Origin of the sequence: Sandaracinus amylolyticus, from assembly GCF_000737325.1 — a bacterium.
GTDB classification, from domain to species: Bacteria; Myxococcota_A; Polyangia; order Polyangiales; family Sandaracinaceae; genus Sandaracinus; species Sandaracinus amylolyticus.
In genome coordinates this window covers 8,862,612-8,881,277 of sequence record NZ_CP011125.1, presented here as the reverse complement: position 1 = coordinate 8,881,277, position 18,666 = coordinate 8,862,612, and the positions used below count along the sequence as shown (strand labels likewise).

The 18,666-nt window shown below is 73.6% G+C and carries 12 protein-coding genes; 7 read left to right on the top strand and 5 right to left on the bottom strand.

What is annotated here, in order from left to right; genetic code table 11:
- Positions 1 to 29 precede the first annotated feature (29 nt).
- The 7 genes from DB32_RS37370 (at position 30) to DB32_RS37340 (ending at position 8,591) form a co-directional block, all read left to right on the top strand.
- Positions 30 to 521: a hypothetical protein gene (locus tag DB32_RS37370; protein ID WP_053237436.1), complete on the top strand. Its 492-nt coding sequence runs from the start codon at positions 30 to 32 to the stop codon at positions 519 to 521.
- 65 nt (positions 522 to 586) lie between these two features.
- Positions 587 to 2,011, top strand: a complete 1,425-nt coding sequence (locus tag DB32_RS37365) for a serine/threonine-protein kinase (protein ID WP_053237435.1) — start codon at positions 587 to 589, stop codon at positions 2,009 to 2,011.
- Between the two features lie 150 nt (positions 2,012 to 2,161).
- Entirely contained in the window at positions 2,162 to 3,061 is a 900-nt protein-coding gene (locus DB32_RS37360) for a hypothetical protein (protein WP_053237434.1), read from the top strand.
- A complete protein-coding gene (locus tag DB32_RS37355) occupies positions 3,061 to 4,326 on the top strand; it encodes a hypothetical protein (RefSeq protein WP_053237433.1) in 1,266 nt (421 codons plus the stop codon). Before DB32_RS37360 ends, DB32_RS37355 begins: the two co-directional genes overlap by 1 nt.
- On the top strand, positions 4,323 to 5,969 hold the full coding sequence (locus DB32_RS37350) for a serine/threonine-protein kinase (RefSeq protein ID WP_053237432.1): 1,647 nt from the start codon (positions 4,323 to 4,325) through the stop codon (positions 5,967 to 5,969). Before DB32_RS37355 ends, DB32_RS37350 begins: the two co-directional genes overlap by 4 nt.
- Before the next feature lie 41 nt (positions 5,970 to 6,010).
- A complete protein-coding gene (locus tag DB32_RS37345) occupies positions 6,011 to 7,318 on the top strand; it encodes a hypothetical protein (protein WP_053237431.1) in 1,308 nt (435 codons plus the stop codon).
- Positions 7,319 to 7,331: 13 nt separating this feature from the next.
- Positions 7,332 to 8,591 (top strand): ABC transporter substrate-binding protein, encoded by a 1,260-nt coding sequence (locus tag DB32_RS37340; RefSeq protein WP_169791683.1) that lies wholly within the window; start codon positions 7,332 to 7,334, stop codon positions 8,589 to 8,591.
- A gap of 73 nt (positions 8,592 to 8,664) precedes the next feature.
- On the opposite strand, the gene DB32_RS37335 is transcribed toward DB32_RS37340, so the two are convergent.
- From DB32_RS37335 to DB32_RS37315, 5 genes are all read right to left on the bottom strand, one after another.
- Positions 8,665 to 10,611, bottom strand: a complete 1,947-nt coding sequence (locus DB32_RS37335; protein ID WP_053237429.1) for a M66 family metalloprotease — start codon at positions 10,609 to 10,611, stop codon at positions 8,665 to 8,667.
- A gap of 69 nt (positions 10,612 to 10,680) precedes the next feature.
- Positions 10,681 to 12,564 (bottom strand): protein O-mannosyl-transferase family, encoded by a 1,884-nt coding sequence (locus tag DB32_RS37330; protein WP_053237428.1) that lies wholly within the window; start codon positions 12,562 to 12,564, stop codon positions 10,681 to 10,683.
- A 536-nt stretch (positions 12,565 to 13,100) separates the two neighbouring features.
- On the bottom strand, positions 13,101 to 14,420 hold the full coding sequence (locus tag DB32_RS37325; protein WP_157068918.1) for a transposase: 1,320 nt from the start codon (positions 14,418 to 14,420) through the stop codon (positions 13,101 to 13,103).
- A 381-nt stretch (positions 14,421 to 14,801) separates the two neighbouring features.
- Positions 14,802 to 17,420 carry a hypothetical protein gene (locus DB32_RS37320; protein ID WP_053237427.1) on the bottom strand — a complete coding sequence of 873 codons (2,619 nt, stop codon included), beginning with the start codon at positions 17,418 to 17,420 and terminating at the stop codon, positions 14,802 to 14,804.
- Between the two features lie 441 nt (positions 17,421 to 17,861).
- Complete coding sequence (locus DB32_RS37315) at positions 17,862 to 18,617, bottom strand: hypothetical protein (RefSeq protein WP_053237426.1); 756 nt, start codon at positions 18,615 to 18,617, stop codon at positions 17,862 to 17,864.
- Positions 18,618 to 18,666: the final 49 nt, after the last annotated feature.

Below are 18,666 nucleotides of genomic sequence, written 5' to 3'. Positions count from 1 at the left end.
CGCGGCTTCGTGTGCCCGCGGAAGGAACGATGGAACCGCTCGTCTCCTCGCGCTCTGCCGTCGACAACCGTCTGCTGGAGGACGCGTTCCCGATCATCGTGAGCGTCGCGCCGATGCGCTACGACGATCGCACCGTCGATCGCATGGCCGAGCTCTTCGAGCAGCACTTCCAGCGCGGCAAGCGCTACGCGATCATCAGCGTCACGCCCGCCGAGGCGGAGGCGCCCGACGCGCGCCAGCGCAAGCGCATCGCCGACTGGGCGAGCTCGCCGCGCGTGCGCGACATGTCGCGCAAGCTCTGCGTCGGCTCGGCGACGCTCGTGAAGGACGCGCTCGCGCGCGGCGCGCTCACCGCGATCCTCTGGGTCTGGAAGCCCGCGAACCCGCACCACGTCACGACGTCGGTCGACGACGCGCTCGACTGGTGCCTCGCGAAGCTCGCGGAAGAGAAGCTCGCGATGCCGCTCGGCCCCGACGGCACGCGCTCGCGCGCGCTGTCGCTGATCCGCAAGAACCTCTGATCGGAGCGCCGTCGGTTCCCGCGCGCGGTCTTGTCGTCGCGCGCTCGAACCTATGTGCGCGTTCCATGCGTGTGCTGCCGGTCGTGCCTCAGCTGCCGACACGCATCGGCGATCTGCGGGTGATCGCTCGTCTCGGGTGCGGTGGGATGGCCGAGGTGTTCCTCGCGCGGCGGACGGGGATCGAGGGCTTCGACCGACGCGTCGTCGTGAAGCGCATGCTGCCGCACCTCGCGCACGATCAGGCGCTGTCGATGGCGATGCTCGACGAGGGCCGCGTGCTCGCGCGGCTGAGCCATCCGAACGTCGTCGCGGTCGAGGAGATCGGGCACGACGACAGCGCGTACTTCCTCGTGATGGAGTACCTGCGCGGCGCGTCGCTCTCGGGCGTCGAGCGCGAGCTGCGCGCGGAGGGACGTGGCATCGAGCCCGCGGTCGCGGCCCACGTCGTCGCCGAGGTCGCGGCCGGGCTGCACGCCGCGCACGAGCTCACGGACGCGAGCGGCCGGTGGCTCGAGCTCGTGCATCGCGACGTCACGCCGCACAACGTGTTCCTCACGCTGCACGGCGAGGTGAAGCTGCTCGACTTCGGCATCGCGCACTTCGCCGATCGCTCGTCGCGCACCAACACCGGGGTCGCGAAGGGCAAGTTCGCGTACATGGCGCCCGAGCAGTTCGAGGGCGCGGCGCCCGATCGCCGCGTCGACGTGTTCGCGCTCGGCGTGGTGCTGCACGAGATGCTCAGCGGGCAGCGTCTCTTCGCGCGCACGACCGAGGCCGAGATCGTGCGCGCGGTGGTCGACCAGGAGGTCCCGCGTCCCTCCGAGGTCGCGCCCGACGCGCGCATCCCGCGCGCGCTCGAGGACGTGTGCATGCGCGCCCTCGCGCGCGATCCCGACGAGCGCTTCCAGACCGCGGCCGCGATGCGCGCGGTGCTGCGCGCCGAGCTGCGCTCGCTCGATCCTTCGCAGGACGTGCGCGATCGCGTGGCCGAGCTCGCGCGCGCCTACGCCGCCGACGCCGGCGATCGACAGGCGATGGTGCGCGAGACCGCGACGTTGCCCGAGGTGCCGTGGACGGTGCGCGGGGCCGACGAGGCGGGATCGATGCCGCCGCGCGACGTCGGGAGCGACCGCGAGACGGCGCGCGCGCCGTTGCGTCCGACGGCGCTGCAGCGCGTGCCGTGGATCGTCACCGGCGCGCTGGTGACCGCGATCGCGGGAACGCTCGCGACCCTCTCGCCGGCCGCGTCGATCCCGACGATCGCGAGCGCGCCCCCGCGCGTGCCGATCACGATCGACAGCGTGCCGAGCGGCGCGCAGGTGCGGATCGACGGCTCGGTGCGTGGTGAGACGCCCCTCACGTTCGACGCGTCGCGCGCGACGTCCGCCGTCTCGGTGCGCATCTCGCGCGATGGCTACGTGACGAGCGAGGCCGAGGTCGTGCCCGACCGTCCGGTGTCGCTGCGGCTCCACCTCGCGCGTGCGCACTGACACTCCCCCACGTCTTCCGTATCCGTCCGATGTGATACTTTCGAGCCTAGACGTCGGGCGTCGGGAGCCGCTCGTCGGATCACGAGGGACTCGCGCGATCCGACCGGGCCCCTCGCTCGGATGGCGCACGTACCGACGAGGCTTGCCTGGATGAAATGGGTCGTCTTCCCGCTCGTGATCGCATCGCTCTCGCTCGCCCGACCCGCGCACGCGCAGGAGATGCCGCGCGCGTCGTTGCTCCAGACGGGGCGCTCGGGCGGCATCGAGGAGGGCACGGCGCGCGCAACGGATCGCATGCTGCGCGAGCGCATCGACTCGCTGCACGTGGTCGACGTGAGCGGCGCCGTGGTGCTCGACCTCGAGCAGGTGCAGCTCGCGTTCGGGTGCATGGGCGAGAGCGTCTCGTGCCTCGAGCAGGTCGCGCACGAGCTCGACGTGCAGGTGCTCGTCGTGCCGTCGCTCGATCGCGCGGGTGACGAGATCGTCGCGACGCTGCTGCGCTTCGACGCGCGCGACGGATCGCAGCAGCGCGTGGTGCGTCGGGTGCAGAGCGACGCGGCGCTGCTCCAGGAGGTCGAGCCGATGCTGCGCGAGCTCTTCGGGCTGCCGCCGCAGGCCGAGGGGCAGGGCACGCTGGTCGGGACCCCGGAGGGCGAGCGCGACACGACGCCGGTCGCGCCGGTGCGCGAGCCGGCGGGGATCTCGCCGTGGCCGATCGTGGTGATGAGCGTGGGCGCGCTCGCGCTCGTCGGCGGAGGCATCGCGGGCGCGATGTCGTCGGACGACGCGAGCGCGTTCCGCGATGCCGATCCGAGCACCCAGGCGGAGGCCGACGAGGCGCATGATCGACTGTCGCGCGCCGAGACCGAGGCGACGGCGGCGAACGTGCTGTTCGTGAGCGGCGGGGTGTTGCTCGCCGGCGGGCTCGCGTGGCTGCTCGCGGCGGGACGCGAGGATGGGAGCTCGGTGTTCGCGCTCGCGCCGTACGCCGGACCCGAGGGTGGCGGCGTGGTGATGGCCGGACGGTTCGCGCTCGGAGGAGGTCTCTGATGCGCGCGACGTGGATCGCGATGATCGTGATCGCGGCTGCGGGATGCAGCGTCGATCGCGGCGCGCGCGAGTGCGCGGGCTACGGCGACTGCGCGGCGGGCGAGGAGTGCTACCGCGGGTTCTGCGTGGAGGGCGGCGGGATCGATGCGGGCGTGGACGCCGAGGTGGACTCGGGGCCGCCCGTGACGTGCGAAGAGACCGAGGTTCTCTGCAACACCGGGCGCGACGGCGTGTGCGAGCAGGGCGTCGAGCTCGCGTGCAGTGACGGCACGAGGCCCTGCGAGTCGCTCACCGTGCAGTCGAACGAGTCGTGCAACGGGGACGACGACGACTGCAACGGCGTCGTCGACAATGGCTTCCCGCTCGACACGGAAGAGAACTGCGGGATGTGCGGGGCGAGCTGCGCCGATGGCTTCGACTGCTGTCCCGCACGGGGCGGCGCCCCCGGCGAGCGCGTCTGCGTGAACCTGACCGGCGGCAACGACGAGTACTGCGGCGGGTGCAACATGCGCTGCCGCATCGAGATCGGTGAGCGCTGCTGCCCTGGCATCGGCTGCATCAACGTCCTCGACAGTCCGTCGAACTGCGGTGCCTGCGGGCGCGTGTGTGCCGCGGGCACGACGTGCTGCGACGGCGAGTGCGTCATCGAGGACACCGATCCCGAGCACTGCGGCGGGTGCGGCAACGAGTGCGAGATCGGACAGCAGTGCTGCCGCGGCCAGTGCGACGATCCCGAGTCGGCCCGCTGCGGCTCGTGCACCGAGGACTGCTCGCTGACCGGTCGCTCGTGCTGCAGCGGCAGCTGCGTCGACACCCAGACCGACCGCAACGCGTGCGGCGCGTGCGGCAACGTCTGCGGCGAGGGCGAGCTCTGCTGCGGCGGCGACTGCGTGCCCGACGACGCAGAGGCGAGCTGCGGTGCGTGCGGCGTGGTGTGCGGCGAGAATCAGCTCTGCTGCGGCAACCGCTGCGTCGACGAGAACACTGCGAACTGCGGCACCTGCGGCACGACGTGCGAGCCCGGCGAGAGCTGCTGCGGCGTGGACGGCTGCGCCAACCTCGCGAACGATCCGACGAACTGCGGCGATTGCGGCGTGGTGTGCGACGTCACGACGCCGGCGTGCAGCAATGGGCACTGCTGCCCCGCGGGTCGAACGTGGTGCGACGGCGAGTGCGTCAACACCCAGACCGACGGCGGCAACTGCGGTCGCTGTGGGCGCACCTGCCTGCTCGGGTGCACCAACGGGAGGTGCAACCTTCTATGAGCGCGATCGACGAGCACGACGACGACGAGGAGCTCGGCGAGAACGATCCCGCGCTCGCGATGATCGGGCGCACCGTCGCGGCGCGCTATCGCATCACCAGCGTGCTCGGCCGCGGCGGCATGGGCGTCGTGTACGCCGGCGTGCACCTCGAGCTCGAGCGCGACGTCGCGATCAAGGTGCTGCCCGGGGTCTACGCGCGGAGCGCCGAGGCGATGAAGCGCTTCGAGCGCGAGGCGCGCACCGCGAGCCGCATCTCGCACCCGAACGTCGTCACGATCTTCGACTTCGGGCGGCTCGACAGCGGCGAGCCCTACCTCGTGATGGAGCGCCTCACCGGGCGCGATCTCGACATGGTGCTCGTCGAGCGGCGGCGCGTGGACGCGCGCGAGCTCGTGAAGCTGCTCGCGCAGATCGGCGCGGCGCTCGACGCGATGCACGCGCAGGACGTGGTGCACCGCGACCTCAAGCCGTCGAACGTGTTCTACGCGGCCGATGGCACCGTGAAGCTCGGCGACTTCGGGCTCGCCGCGCTCGCGACCGGCAAGGGCGAGCGCCTCACCGAGCACGGCACCGTCGTCGGCACCGCCGAGTACATGGCGCCCGAGGCCGCGCGCGGCGCGCTCGTCGATGCGCGCGGCGACGTGTACTCGCTCGCGGCGATGGCGTACGAGCTGCTCTGCGGCGCGCTGCCGTTCCACGGTCAGCCGGTGCAGGTGCTCGTCGACAAGGTGAGCCAGCCCGCGCCGTCGATGCTCAAGGCGTCGGGGCTGCGCTTCTCCGAGGAGGTCGAGCGCGTCATCGCGCGCTCGCTCGATCGACGGCCCGCCGCGCGCCACGCGAGCGCGGGCGACTTCGTGCGCGAGCTGACCGCTGCGCTCGAGGCCTCGCCGGTGGTCGTGAAGGATCACTCGGTGCCGCCCGCGCCCCGCGAGCGTGGCGACTCGACCGACGCGGTTCCGCCTCCGCCGCAGAGCCGCGGCCGCGCGTGGATCGCGGCGGCGCTGCTCGTCGCGCTGCTCGGCGTCGGCTTCGGCGTGTGGAGCGTCGCGGGGGGTGGCGCGGAGACCGCCGCCGCGAGCACGCCGGTGCCGACGATCGTCGTCGTTCCCACGGTGCCGCTGGTGCCCGGGCCCGAGGTCACCGCGGTCACGCCGCCTCCGGTCGCCGCGCCGCCGGTCGAGGTGCCGAGCGATCCCGTGGTCGCGCCGACCGTGCCGAGCGAGCCCACGTCGCGCGGCGGCACGCGGCGCACGGCGGTGACGGCGCGCTCGCCCGAGCAGGTCGCCGCGACGAGCGGCGCGCCCGAGCGCATCACGCCGGCCGAGACCGCGCCGCCGGTGCGCGTCGATCCTCCGCCCGACGCGCCGCCGCGCGAGGACGGGGCCGCGCGCGCCGCGGAGCTCGTCCGCGAGGCACAACGCGCGCTGCTGCGCGGTGAGGTCCCGCGCGCGCGAGAGCTCTACCGCGAAGCCACCGGCGCGGCGCCGCGCGATGGTGCCGCGTGGCGCGGCCTGGGCCTCGCGAGCGAGCGAATGGGGCTCACCCCCGAGGCGATCCAGGCGTACGAGCGCTACCTGCGGATCGCACCGAGCGCAGGCGACGCCGACGCGATCCGCGAGCGCATCGCGCGCCTGCGGGGCTGATCCCGCTTGGGCGCACGCCCGCTGGCGGCTAAGTAGCGCGCGTGCGTAGCGAAGCTCTCCGAGCCGCGCCCGCGGTCTCCCCGGCGCGTCGCTTCTCGTCGTGGACGAGCAGCGCGCTCGTCGCGCCGTTCCTCGTGGCGCTCGCGCTGCGGCTCGCGCTCGCGGTCGCGTTCCCGGTGAGGCCCGTCTGGGACGGCGTGATCTACGAGCGCGCCGCCGACGCGATCGCGCGCGGTGAGGGCTACACGCGCGGCTCGATCGATCCCGACGCGCCCGATGCCGGCGAAGCGACCGCGTTCTATCCGGTCGGCTTCTCCGCGATGATCGCGCCGCTGCGCTGGGTGCGCGCCGCGCCCGCGCTCGACCTCGTCGCGCAGTCGTGCGCGGGCGCGCTCATCGTGATCGGCGCCGGGCTGCTCGGACGTCGGGTCGGCGGCGCGCGCGCCGGGCGTCGCGCCGCGTGGCTCGTCGCGCTCTGGCCGGGCGGGATCCTGCTCTCCGCGTCGTGGCTCAGCGAGCCCTTCTTCGCGCTCTTCGTGTGCGCCGCGAGCCTCGTGATCGTCTACGCGCGACGGCGCCACGCGCTGCGCGCGACCGCGCTCGCCGCGCTCATCCTCGCGGTCGGCGCGTACGTGCGGCCCACGTCGCTCCCGATGCTCGCGCTGATGGTGATCGGCATCGCGCTCGTCTCGTCGCGCGACCTCGCCGGACGCGCGCGCTCGCTCGTCACGCACGGCGCGGTCGCCGCGATCGTCGTCGCGCTCGTGCTCGCGCCGTGGGCGCTCCGCAACGCCTCGGCGCTCGACGGAGCCGCGCTCACCTCGACGAACGGCGGCGCGAACCTGCTCGTCGGCACGCGCGGCGAGGGCGGCTACTCGACGCTCGAGGCGGACGACGACGGCGACTGCGGCGGGCTCGGCGAGGTCGCGCGCGATCGCTGCCTCGCGGACATGGCGATGGCGCGCATCGAGGCGGACCCGCTCGCGTGGCTCGCGCGCGGCGTGCTCAAGCTGACCTCGACGTTCGGGCACGAGTCGAGCCCCGCGCAGGCGTGGGCCGAGGCGACGCAGCGCGCGGGCGTGAGCGGCGAGGCGCACGGGCTGTGGGCGCTCGCGATCGAGCGCGCGTGGTGGCTCGTGTTCCTCGCGGGCGTGATCGCGGGCGCGGTGATCCTCCTGCGTCGATCGCGCGACGGACGCGTGAAGGTCGCGATCTTCGCGCCGCTGCTCGGGCTCGCGGCGCTCCACTTCGTATTCCTGGGTGGGGATCGCTACCACGCGCCGGTCGTGCCGCTCATGGCGGCGCTCTGCGCTCTGGCGGTCAGCGCGGCGCGGCGTCCGGCGCGGTGATAGCTTCGCGGTCGTGCGACGCTCGATCTTCTCCTTGGTGCTCGTCTCGCTCGCGCTCGGTTGTGGTCCCTCGCGCACGCTCGACGGCGACGACACGCAGCCGGTGCGCATCGGCTTGGTCTTGTCGCTCTCCGGTGATCTCGGGGCGTCGGGCCAGCATCGCCTCGACGCGGTGCGGCTCGCGGTGCGCGAGGTGAACTCCGCGGGTGGCGTGCTCCCCGCGCGGCGCGTCGAGCTCGTCAGCGCCGATGGCGAGAGCGTGCCCGAGGTCGCGGTGAGCGCCTCGCGCGACATCCTCGAGGACGACCGCGTCGTCGCGCTGATCGGCGATTCGGGGAGCACGAGCACGCTGCGCATCGCGATGGACGTCACGCAGCCCGCGGGCATCCTCCACGCGAGCGGGAGCTCGACGTCGACGCTGCTGACCGACCTGCAGCGCTCGCTCGAGGAGGACGAGCGCTGGTTCTTCCGCACCGCGCCCTCCGACGCCGCGCAGGCGCCGGTGCTCGCCGAGGTCATGCACGCGCGCGGGTGCGAGAGCGTGATGATCGTCCACCTCGACAACGACTACGGCATGCCCTTCGAGGCCGGGGTGCGCGAGCGCTTCATGCAGCTCGCGGGCGCGGGCGCGCTGATGCCGTCTCTCGCGATCATGGACAACCGCGCCGACTACACGAGCGACGCGATGGCGGTCGCGGCCGCCGCGCCCGCGTGTGCGGCGCTGGTCGCGTATCCGGGCTCGGGCGGGCGCCTGATGCGCGCGTGGAACTCGATCGCGACGCGCCCGAACGTGCGGTGGTTCGGCGCGGACGCGCTGCGCCAGCCGGCGTTCGTCGAAGAGGCGGGCTCGGGCGTGCTCACCGGGTTCCTCGGCACCGCGCCGCTGACCGATCCCGAGACCCCCGCGAACAACGCGTTCCGTGCCGCGTACGAGGCGACGTTCGGGCGCCAGGCCGCGACGTTCGACGCGAGCTTCTACGACGCGGCGGCGCTCATCCTGCTGTCGATCGCGGCGGCGGGCGTCGACGAGCCCATCGCGATGCGCGAGGCGCTGCGCACGCTGTCGGATCCCAGCGGCGTCGTGGTGCGCGCGGGCTCGCTCGCCGAGGGCATCCGGCTGCTGCGCGACGGGCGCGTGATCAACTACGAGGGCGCGAGCGGCCCCGTCGACGTCGACGATCTCGGCGAGGTCGAGGGCGTGTTCGAGGTCTGGCGGGTCAACGCCGAGGGCGCGTTCGAGCGGGACGAGACGCTGTACCCCGCGGGGCTCTAGGCCGCGACGCAGGACGAGCTCGCGCTCGGCGACGACGAGCTGAGCGTGCAGCCCGTCGTCGCGCGTTTCTCGATCAGCGCACTGCGAGCGTGCCGTAGCCCGGGATCGTGATCGCCGTGACGCTCGCGTCCGGCACCGGCACGTACACGATGCCGCCGTCGACGTGGCTCACCGGGAGCAGCGTCGCGTCCGCCGCGATCTCCCCGCTCGTCGTGGCCCACGTCGCGTCGAGCGCGTCGCCGTCGGGCGCGAACACGAGCTCCACTTCGCTGCCCCACGAGAGCGATCCGTCGACGTCGACGACCACCGTCGCGTAGCGCGTCGGCGTCCCCGACACCGACGCGATGCCGCGCACGCCGCGGATGCGCTCGAAGACCAGCCGGTAGTTGTAGTCGCTGATCCACTGGTTGTCGCAGTAGCCCATCACGTCGGTGTGCTGCGACGGATTCAGCAGCTGGTTCTGGAGCAGGTCGTAGCCCCAGCTTCCGATGCGACCGCCGGAGTACGGGTACGACGCTTCGGCGCCCGAGGCGCCTCCGCACGGCGCGTGCGGGCGACCGAGCGAGTGCCCGACCTCGTGCACGAACGTGTCCTCGGTGCCGCGATATCCGAGCCCGATGCTCGCGCGCGAGAACGTGTCGCGCACCGACGGCACCGGCCCGAGGCCCGCGACGCATCCTCGCCCGCAGAACTGCGAGAACGACGACGCCGGACTGAACAAGCAGTAGTAGTAGGTGTCCGCGGGCGGACGATCCGACTGGCGCAGGTTCATGCACTCGTTGAGCAGCTGCGACCATCCGCTGCCGTCGGCGCCGATCCCGCCGTTCCACACGAGCGGGCTCGAGCGCACCGTGATCTCCACGTCCTGCACCGGGAAGACGCTGCGCATGAAGTCGCGATACGCGGCGACGTTCGCCGCGCTGGTGTCGGGCAGTCGGTTCGAGCCATCGGCGGCGTAGCGCACCGGCACCAGCACGACGCGGAACGTGCCGCCGTTGGATCGCGCGGCGAGCGTCGCGGTGCCCGAGCTCGGGAAGCGCGCCCCGCCGGTCGCGCCGCCGCCGCCGCACGTCGCCGCGACGTCGTAGATCCCCACCGCGATCGGCACCTCCGGCGTGATGCGATCCCCGGGGATCCGCACGTTCAGCGTCGACGCGAGATCGGCGTCGGTCGACGAGCCCTGGATGCGCCCGCGCACCTCGATCGGCGCGCCGTCGCCGAGCTCGACGCGCGCCACCACCTCGCGCGCGACGAAGCCCGCGCGCGGCTCGACGAACAAGCGCAGCAGCGCGTCGCGCCCGGCGACGATCGGCGCGCTCGGCGCGACCGCCGCGCCCTCACGCGCGATCGTGATCTTCACGCCCTGGTAGATCGCGACCTCGCGCAGCGCGGCATCGCCGATCGGCGTCTCGCCCGCGGGCGGGAGCAGCGCGTCGTAGTCGCAGCGACTCGCCTCGATGCGGCCCGTGCGCGCGATGCCGCCCACCGTCGCCGACCACTCGCCCGTCGCGCCGCTCGCCGTGCGGGTGAGCGTCACCGTGATCGACGTCGGCGCGCACGCGCCGTCGTCGCTGCACATCGTCGCGGTCGTGGTGAACGGCGAGGCCGCGCCCACTTGGACCGGCACGAAGCGCGTCGCGTCGGGCGTCGTGAACGAGCGCGCGTGCGCCATGCAGTCCGCGGGCTCGCTCGAGAGCACCAGGAATTCGCGCTCCGCGCCCTCGCTGCAGCGCGTGCCGATCGTCGCGCTCGGGTAGAGCGGCGCGGGCACGAACGCGTCGGGCGGATCGACGACGATCCCCGAGTCGATCGGACCGGGCGGCGGTCCTCCGTCGACGCCGGGCGGGACCCACGCGTCGACGCCGGGCGGGACCCACGCGTCCACGCCGGGCGGGATCGGCGTACCTCCGTCGACCGGTGGCGACGTCCGCCGGCCCGGTGCCTCGGAGAGCTCGCCGACGCAGCCGGCGAGCGTGGTGAGCAGGGCGAGCGCGAGGTGGGCGAGGCGGAGGTGCTGCACCTCGGCCCTGTGCGTCGCGATGCCACAGAGCGATCACCCGCCCGCCGATTTTGGTGGGCGCGTGTGCGCCTACTCGGGGAGGCCCACGGTGAAGTCGGACACGTCGATCGGGGTCTCGCCGTCCGCGCCCGCGAGGCGCTCCGAGAGCGCGCGGAGCTCGAGCGCCTCGGGCTGGAGCGCGAGGGCGCGCGTCACCGACTCGCGCGCCCGCTCGAGCACGCCGACCTGCGCGTAGTAGAGCGCGTCGACGTAGTGCGCCCAGAGCAGCTGGTTGCGGGTCTCGGGGTCGTCCTGCCGCGGCCCGAGCGCTCGCGCCAGCGACTCGAGCGACGCCGCGCGACGCGCCGCTCCGCCGCGCACGTCCGCGTCGGTCGCGCCTCCGTCGACGACCTCGTAGAACCCGGGGCCCGGCACGATCGTCTCGTACAGCGCGCGGGGCACGCGCACGTCCATCTCGATCAGCAGCGGGCGCGACGCCGCGAGCGACTGCAGGTACGGCTGGCGCAGCTCGCCGTCGACGAGATAGCCGCTCAGCAGCTCGCGCAGCGAGGGGTCGCGCTCCACCAGATGATCGACGACGCCCGGGTAGCCGAGGAACGGGATCGGCACGAGCGTCACGTCGGGGCGCGCGTGCTCGGTCTGCGCGAGCTCCCAGTGGCGGAACACGGTCTGCGGCAGGTGCGCGATCACCACCGCGCGCGGCGGCAGCGCGCGGATGCGGCGATCGTCGAAGTCGTCGGTCGCGTGGAACGTCGCGAGCGACGCGTGGGCGCGGCTCTGGTCGAGCTGCGCGAGCCCGAGCGCCGCGGTGACGAGCGCGAGCACCGTCAGCATCGCGCGCGGGGCGCGCGCGCTCCCTCCACCGAGCTGCGCCATCAGCGCGCCGACGAACGCGGCGGCGAGCGCCGCGATCCCCATGAACGCCGGGAGGAGATACCCGAGCGCGTCGGGGTTGCCCGCGGTGTGACCCAGCCAGGTGCGCCCGAGGCACGCGAACAGCACGATCGCGGCCCACACCCAGCCGAGCCGTCGCGCGCCCGGCGCGCGCAGCAGCGCCCAGAGCCCGGCGAGCGCGAGCACGAGCAGCAGCGGGTGCACGGTCTCGACGATCGCGATCATCACGTCCATCGCGCGCTCGATCGGACCCGCGTCCTCGAGCACGTTCGTGTGCTGGTACGCGCGCGCCGAGACGACCCAGAAGAAGCGCGAGAGGTCGGTCGGGTGGCCGAGGTCGACCGGCGGATCGGTGCTCGAGCGCACCGGGAGGTACACGTACGCAGCGAGCCCTGCGGCGAGCGCGCCGAGCGCGACGACGAGCGAGCGCGCGCCGCGCGCGCGGTACACGCGGGCGAGCGTCGGCGCGATCGCGGGCAGCGCCATGACCGCCATGAAGTGGTGGTTCGCGAGCGCGAGGCCGAGCGCGAGCGCGGCGACGGAGAGCGGCCGCACGTCATGGGTCGGCCACGCGGCCTCGAGCGCGACGATGCGCTCGATCGCGATCGCGAGCAGCAGCGCCTGGAGCGCGTAGACCTCGGGGCGCACCGACTGGAACCACCACGCGTACGAGCACGCGACGCTCCACGTCGCGCCGAGCGCGATCGGGATCGACAGGCGATCGTGGCGGACCTCCATCGCGCGCACGGTCGTGTCGATCGCGCGGAAGAGGAACCCCGCCGCGATCGCGCCGCACAGCGCCTGGGCGAGCGCGACGCGCAGCGCGAGCGGGCCGAGCGGCACGAAGGTGAAGAGGTGCCCGACGAGCGCCGCGAGCGGATGCCCGGGCGGATGCGCGATGTCGAGCGCGACGGCGGCGCCGGCGAGCTCGCCCGAGTCGAGCCAGTACGCGTGCGGCGATGCGGTCGCGAGGTACGCGGCGAAGGGCACCCCGATCGCGAGCGCGTACGCGACGAGCGAGACGCTGGGGTCGCGCGGGTGCTTCGGGATGAGGGCCATCTTCGGGCGGGCCGATGATAGCTGGCGGTTCGGTGAGAGGCGCGTGGGGGGTGGGTCCTCCGGGATGCGAGACGGTGAGGCTTCGGCGAGAGGCGCGTCGGGGTGGGTCCTCCGGGATGCGAGACGGTGAGGCTTCGGCGAGAGGCGCGTGGGGGTGGGTCCGACGCCCGGGGTGCTGTCGTAGTCAAGTGCGGACGCGTGTGATCGCCGGATCGGGCGCGTCTCGCACCCGCTGATCCGCACACCGGGCCCTTCTTGCGCGAGGTGGCTCGCCGCGAACGAGGGTTGGTGTGCGGTGGCTTCAGGCGGTCGGATCGGAGAGCGACGGGACGGATAGGCCCGAACTGTCTTGTCGGACGTCCGCGTGAGCGGCGTCGGGTCGGCCTCGTTGGGCATTTCGCCCGCCGCGTCGATCTCGAGGGTGCGCTGGGACTCGCGGTGCAGCCTCGCGGGCTCGAGCACCCCAGGTGAGCGTCACCCGCTCGATCTTCGCGCCTTGGAGCGGAAGCGAAGAGAAGAGAGCGCGAAGCTCGCCGTCAGGAGCCGGCGAGCGAAGATTGTCCGGCGTCGCGCGAGGGCGACGCGGTCACAGCGGTCATCGAGCGCGTGTCGAAGAGCTTGGTCGCATCGAAGGGCGCTCCTCGCGCGACGTGCACCATCGCGCGCGCGAGCTTTCGCATCAGCGCGACGACGGCCTTGAGCTTGATGTCGGCGCGGTAGCCCTTTCGCGCTCGGTACCACTCACGCGCGACGGGGTCGCTCTGCACGAAGCGCAGCGCTGCGAGGAAGAGGTACCGACGCGCGCGTCCGGGACCTCGCTTCGTGATGTGGATCGTGTGCTGCCCGGCGTTGTTGCCGCTGCTCTGGACCCTGAGGTTGAGGCCCATCGCCTTCTCGAAGGACGCGGACGATTCGTAGTCGGCGGGATTGCCGAGGTCGGCGACGAGCGCAGCGGTCGTGACGGCGCCGAACGCGGCGCGGATCGAGTGGAGCTCGCGATGATTGGCGAGCTCGGCCTCGATGCGCTTGTCGACATCGCGGATGTGCTCGCGCAACGCGAGCATGTGACGCGCGAGCGAGCGCAGGAACGAGCGCTCCTGATCGTGCATCGACTCGCCGAGCGAGCTGACGGCGCAGCCGACGATCTGCTCGATGCGCTCGAAGGAGAGCGCCGCGCGCGAGACGCGTCGGAGCAGCGCGACTGCATCGCCGCGTCTGGCGCGGACCTCGGCAGGGCCGGGCATCTCGCAGAGCAAGTGCAGGTGCCACGCGGCGTCCATGTCGAGGTGCTGGGAGAGCTCGGGCCAGTGACGCGCGACGAGCGCTTCGAGCCGTCCGTACGCGGTCTCGAAAGGTCGAGCGTAGAGGTCGCGCTCGTCGATCAGACTGCGCATCGCCCTCTGGACTGCGCTCCGCTCTTTCCAGCGCTTCGAGATGCCTTGCGCGTGAAGATGCGCGAGCAGCGTGCACGCCTTGGCGTCGTGCAGGCTCGGCACTCCGTCGAGCAGCGCGGCCGCATCGTGGACCTTCTTGGCGTCGACGCGGAACACGGGGATGTCGCGCAGAGTCAGCTGATAGCGGAGCGCGTCGCCGTAGACGCCCGTCGGCTCCATCGCGACCTCGAGCGCGACGCCGAGCTCACGAAGACGGCAGAGCAGCTCGAGGAACAGGCGCGTCTGCTTCGGGTGCTCGAAGCGGACGATCTCGATACAGCGACCCGCTGCGCTCGCGAAGCCGGCGAACATCTTCGTCTTCGCGAGGTCGATCGCGACGATGCAGCACGCTCCGAGCGCAGTGGCGAGCTTGCTCGCGTCGACGTGTTGGATCTCGACGGTCCGATAGGTACGCTTGGCCACGGGGACGACCTCCTGCACGGCAGTTTCGACTGTCTCTTCGAGGCGTCCCCAACTCTCCTACAGCCGACTCGCGGGCTGCTGTCATGAGACGGCGCGAGCGTCGGGAGGCGGTGGGCGCATCGCGGCGCGCGCGTTGCGCTCTGCCGCGATGCTTCGTTCAGGATGTGGTCGGAGTCTGCGAGCCCCCGTCGCACGAGGGCGTCGGCCCCACCCCCACGCGCCCGGTACCGCGGTTCTGCCGTCGCATTGGGTTGCGGTTGGGTGGCTCGCGACGTGGCCGCGCTTCGCCGCGTCCACGACGCTCGCGGTTCGGGCTCTGCTGCGCAGACGGACGCGCGACGCGCTCGAGCCCCCCGGCTCGAGCGCGTCGCTTCGCTTCGCTCACAGGCGCGTGATCGTCACCTCGCCGTCGCCCTCGCGCACTGCCGCGGTGTTGGCCTGGTTGGCGCCGCCGTTGAACGAGCTGCCGCCGCCGCCGATGCCGACCCACGTCGCGTAGCCGCCGTCGTAGCCGCCGCCGCCGCCCGCGTTGTCGCGATGGCCCGCGCCGCCGCCGCCGCCGAAGCCGCCGACGTGAACGCCGCCGTCGCAGCCGGTGCTCGAGCCGCCGACCGCGCCGTTCACGAAGCTCCGACCGCCGGTCGAGCTCACCGCGCTCCCACCGTCGCCGAGCATCCCGCCGCCGCCCGAGCAGCCGCAGCCCCTCGAGTCCCCGGCGCCGCCGGCGCCCGTGCCGCCGAACGTGATCGTGCCGCCCAGGCCGTCGCCGTTGCCGGTGCCCGCGCCGCCACCCGCCACGATCAGCGGCGAGTCGTCCGAGCGCGCGACGAAGCTGCCGCCACCGCCGCCCGAGCTCGTGCCCATCTGGCCGACGACGATCGTCAGCACCGTGCCCCGCGTCAGCACGAAGTCGCCGCGCACCCGCGCGCCGCGTCCGCCGACGAAGCCGCCGTCCGAGCCGCCCTGCGCGCCCGCGACCTCGATGCGATAGGTGCCGTCCGACGGCACCGTCCACTGCTGATAGCCCTGGGTCGTCATGCCGAAGAACGACGCCGACTCGTCCCACGTCGTCGTGTACGCGCCGCGACACCCCGCGAGCGTCGGCCCGTTCGGGCCGCTCGCGCCGCAGCTCGTGAACGTGTGCGCCGTGAACGCGTAGAGCGAGGGCGTGCAGCTGCCCGTCCCGTTGCCCACGTAGCCCGGCGCGCAGGTGCCGCAGATCGAGGTGCCCGCCGCCGTGCAGGTCAGGCCGCTCGCGCAGTTCGCGATCGGCGTGCACGCGGTGCAGCTGCCGGTGCCGCTGCCGTAGTAGCCGCTCGCGCACGTCGGGCACGTCAGGCCCGCGCCGGTCACCGCGTTGCAGAGCTCGGTCGCCGCGCAGTTCGCGATGGTCCCGCAGTCCGCGCACGTCGCGCCCGCGTCGTAGGTGCCGGCCCCGCACGCGGTGCACGCGCTCGTGCCGTCGCCGCCGAAGCCCGGCGCGCAGGTGCCGCAGGTCGAGCTGCCCGCCGACGTGCACGTCAGCCCGGCCGCGCAATTCGTGATCCCCGTGCACGCGGTGCAGGCGCCGGTGCCGTTGCCGAAGGTCCCGCTCGCGCAGGTCGGGCAGACCAGGCCGGTGCCGTCGACGACGTTGCACGTCTCGACCGCCGCGCAGCTCGTGATCGTCCCGCAGTCCGCGCAGCTCGCGCCGGCGTCGTAGGTGCCGGTGCCGCACGCGGTGCAGGCGCCGGTGCCGTCGCCGATCATCCCCGGCGCGCAGGTGCCGCAGATCGAGTCGCTCGCCGTGGTGCACGCGAGGCCCGCCGCGCAGCCAGCGATCGGCGTGCACGCGGTGCAGCTGCCGGTGCCGCTGCCGTAGGTGCCGGGCGCGCAGGTCGGGCACACGAGGTCGCTGCCGTCGGTCACGTCGCACGTCTCCGTCGCGGTGCAGCCGTCGATCGTGCCGCAGTCGACGCACGCCGTTCCGTCGCTGTACGTCCCCGCGCCGCACTGGGCGCAGGTGCTCGGCGCGCCGCTGCAGAGCCAGCCCGCCTCCTGCGCGCACGCCGACGAGCATCCATCGGCGTCCGCGGTGTTTCCGTCGTCGCAGATCTCGCTCGCGGTCGTGTTGAGGTGGCCGTCGCCGCACTCCACCGCGGTGCAGTCGGCGTTGCAGGTCGCGCTGTCGACCGCGCCCGAGTCGCACTCCTCGTCGCCGTTGGTCACCGCGTCGCCGCACGCCGGCGCGATGCAGAAGCCCGCGGTGCACACGCCGCTCGCGCAGTCGGCGGGCGCGCTGCACGCGCCGCCGGTGTCGCAGGGATCGCAGGTCGCGCCGCCGCAGTCGGCGTCGGTCTCGTCGGCGTTCCGCACGGTGTCCGTGCACGTCGGCACCGCGCACGTCGACGTGGTCGCGTCGCACACGCCGCTCGTGCAGTCCTCGGCGACCGCGCAGCCCGCGCCGTCGTCGCAGCGATCGCAGGTGTCGCCGCCGCAGTCGACGTCGGTCTCGGCGCCGTTCTCCACCCCGTCCTCGCAGGTCGCGGGCGTGCAGGTGCCGGCCTCGGGGTCGCACACGAGGCTCGCGCAGTCGCTCGCGAGCTCGCACGTGCTGCCGTCGCCGCAGGGGTCACAAGCGTCGCCGCCGCAGTCGACGTCGGTCTCGGCGCCGTTGAGCACCTCGTCGGCGCAGGTCGCGGGGACGCAGGTCCCGGCGGGGCTGCACACGCCGCTCGTGCAGTCGTCGGCGGCGTCGCAGGGGCTCCCGTCGGCGCACGCGTCGCACTCCGGGCCGCCGCAGTCGACGCCGGTCTCCGCGCCGTTGCTCACGCCGTCGTCGCAGGTCGGCTCGGCGCACTCGCCGGCGGTGCAGACCCCGCTGGGGCAGTCGGTGCCGACCGCGCACTCGGCCTCCGGCGCGTCGGGGGTGGCACCGGCGTCGTCACCGCCGTCGCTGGGCTCGCCGCCGCAGCCGGCAGCGAAGATCCCGGCCAGCCCGACGGCGACGACGCCGACCAAGACGAGTTTGCATCGATGACGGATTTGTTCCATTCGGATGAACAGACTCGGCCGTCCGACGTTGCGCTGCAAGCGAAATCATCCGCCATTGTGGAATCCGCCGCCGCAGACCGGCGTTCGGCGCGCCTGGGACGCCCCTCGTTCGCCCCTCCGAGGCGCCCGGTCGCCCGGCGGTCGCGGACGCTCGCGCCCGCCGGGCTTCCGCCGCGCTCCCAATGGTTCCGACGGGTTCCACGCGCCGATCCCGCCCGCGTCGGAAGCTCGGGGAGCGCGTCGGAAGCTCCGGGAGCGCGTCGGAAGCTCCGGGAGCGCGTCGGAAGCCTCCCCGAGCGCGGCGATCGTCCCGGGCGGACGCGTCGGAAGCGTTCGGGGCGCGTCGATGGCCTCGAACCGCCGCCGGAGCGGCGGATGTATCGCGTCCGAGTCGCGCGCAGGCGCGTCTCAGGCGTCCTTCGGCGCGTCCTCGGCCGGCGCCTCGCCCGCGCTGCGGGCGCGCCGGGTCGCGAGGCCGAGCCGGATCAGGTCGTCGCGCCGGCGGATCACGGCGCGCGTGATGTCGCTCCACTCCTCGTACCACCCGCGCAGGCGCACCAGCGCGTTGCGCCGCTCGCGCTCGGTCCGCTCGGCCGCGGGGTCGATCGGCGCGAGCGGGCTCGCGCTCTTCGCCGCCTTCACCAGGCGCGCGAGCCGGTCGCGCTCCGCCGCGTCGATGCCGCGCCGCGCGAGCGTCGCGATCGCCGCCTGATCTCCGCGGTCGCGGCTCTCCCCGAGGGCGTCGAGCCGCTCGAGCAGCGTCGCGACGACCACCACCGACTCCGCGCCGGTCGACGCGTGCAGCCCGGCGAGCACGCGCGTCGCTTGCGCGGGGTGACGGGCGCGCAGCGACGCGCGCACGATGCGCAGCAGTGGCTCGTCGATCGCCTCGAGCTCGCGCATCGCCTCGACGACCGCGGCGTCCTCGTCGGGCTCGGAGCGCTCGTCGAGGAACCCGATCGTCGCCTGGATGAGCGACCAGCCCTCGCGGTGCGCGGCGGCGTCGTAGCCCCGCGCGAGGAGCGCGCGGCGGATGCGGAGCGAGCTCCCAACGGCGCGGAGCAGGACCAGCGCGCGCGCGGGTGTCTCCTCGAGGATCTCGTCGGTGACCGTGGCCTCGAGCTCCTCGAGCTCGGTGGTGTCGTCGTCGCGGGTCGTGGGCATGAGCGCACCTCCGCCGCCGATCGTAACGAGCCCCGCGAGACCGCGGACG